The sequence below is a fragment of the Protofrankia sp. Cr1 genome, assembly GCF_963555865.1.
GTDB lineage: Bacteria > Actinomycetota > Actinomycetes > Frankiales > Frankiaceae > Protofrankia.
Window position 1 is genome coordinate 6923 of the sequence record NZ_CAUVXO010000032.1, and the last position, 1841, is coordinate 8763.

Annotated in this window: 1 protein-coding gene; it reads right to left on the reverse strand. The window is 68.9% G+C overall.

Annotated features, from left to right (window positions below; all coding sequences use genetic code 11):
- Window positions 1–62: 62 nt before the first annotated feature.
- A complete protein-coding gene (locus tag U9980_RS05295; RefSeq protein WP_322766923.1) occupies window positions 63–1697 on the reverse strand; it encodes a Wzz/FepE/Etk N-terminal domain-containing protein in 1635 nt (544 codons plus the stop codon).
- Window positions 1698–1841 lie beyond the last annotated feature (144 nt).

The window sequence follows — 1841 nt, forward strand, 5'->3', positions numbered from 1 at the left end:
GGTCCGGGCGTCAGCCACCCGTGCCGCCAACCGCGAAGTGCCGCCAAGCGCCGTCCAGGCGCTCAATGCTTACCGGTGGGACGGACATATCTGTCCGTAGCCTCCCTGTCGCCGCGCCGGCGACGCCCGGCGTCCATCGACGCCCTCGACGATGCGCCCGGCGCGGAGGCAGCACGACCACCGGCACCCACGATCGGGCCGACAACGTCATCGGCGGCGCGCGCGGGCGCCGCATTGCGCGCGGACCGACGGACGCCGGATCGGCCGTCGAAGACCACGCCCACGATCCGCCCCGCCAGGGCCGGCCAGTGCCGCGGCACCCGCGACAGCTCCTTGAGCAGGGAATCGCCGCTGGCGACAACGATGATGGCATCCGCCTGCGCGGCGGACACCGCTGTCGTCGGAAGCTCGCTGAGCGCCGGCGTCAACAGGATGACAAGATCGACAACGGGTGCGCGGTCCGCCAGGATGGGCGCGAGCCCACCGGGCCGGGCGGCCCGGGCCGGCGCGACCCGGTTGTACAGCAGATGCCCTCGTCCGGTGCCGGATGAGCGGGCCAGGCAGGTCGGCTCGTGCGCCCAGCGGGGCAGCTCACCGGAAACCGCTCGAGGTAGGTGCTCCAACGTCGCGCGGACGTCGGGCTCCGGGGAGGCGTCGATGATCAGCACAACTCCCTGATCGTCTGACCAGCTTGCGCAGACGGCCGCCACCAGATCGACACCCAGATCGCCTCGCATCGCCGGAACGAGCGCCACCACTTTGACGGTTGGTGCCAATACCGCGGACATGGCGGAGACAAGCGTGTCGGTCGGGAGTCCGCTGCCGCGTCGATCAGGAATTTCCACAAGAAATGGCGCATCAAGGGCAAGGGCCGCGCCGCGCCCGTCGAGAACCGTTGGCCGGCGCAGATAGGCGCACCAGACCACTGCCGCCGCCAGGAACATCCCGACCAACGCGCCAACCAGAGCGTCACGGAACAGCTGCGGTGCGACCTTGCCATCAGAACGCGGAGCTTCGGCCAGCGTCACCGAACCGGCCCTCAACGCGGCGTTGACCTGTGCCTCGGGAATCCGTCGGTTGAGATCGGCGATCTGTGAGTTGAGGTTGCTGATCTGGCTGGCAAGAACCTGTTCGTCCGCGTTACGAGGCAGAGCCGCCTGCTGGGCCTGCAGCCTCTGGAGGTTCTTGTAGGTCTCGTCCCGCAGCTTGGTAAGCCGATCGACAGCGCCACTGCTGTCCGCCCCATACTGGGAGAGAAGTTGCTGATAGGCGCTCTCGGTAGCCTGGACCAACCGCACCGACTGCTCGTCGGTGCCGCCGCTGCCGACGATCGTGAAAAAGTAGCCTCCCGCCGACGGCGTGACCTTCACCCGTTTGGCCACATAGGGCCGCGACACCTTGAGCTGTTCGGCGATCAGGTCCAGAGCCGCGGTGGAGGCGGCGAACTGGGCCTGGGTCTGGACGACCCGGGTGGCATCGACCGAGCCCCCGCCGAGCGCCGCGTCGGAGGTGCTCAGGAACACCCGGCCCGTCGCCTGATACACCGGAGCCTGCCGCTTGGCAAGGATGAGCGCCAGCGCCGCGCCGATAACCACCGCGATGACAATCGCCAACCAGCGGCGTCCCAGGACCCGCAGCAGGGACACCCCCCCAAGGCCCCGGGTCGCCTCCGCTGACGGCTGCGCAACCGGGGTCACCTGCGCGCTCCCCTCGCCTCAGGTGAGATCAGCACCTCGAAGATCCCACGGGAACGAAGGGATCGGCCGCCCTCGTGCCACCCGGATCGCGAAAACATCGCAGCCCCCTGTTTCTGATGGCCCGGATGCGCGCAGAACCATGAT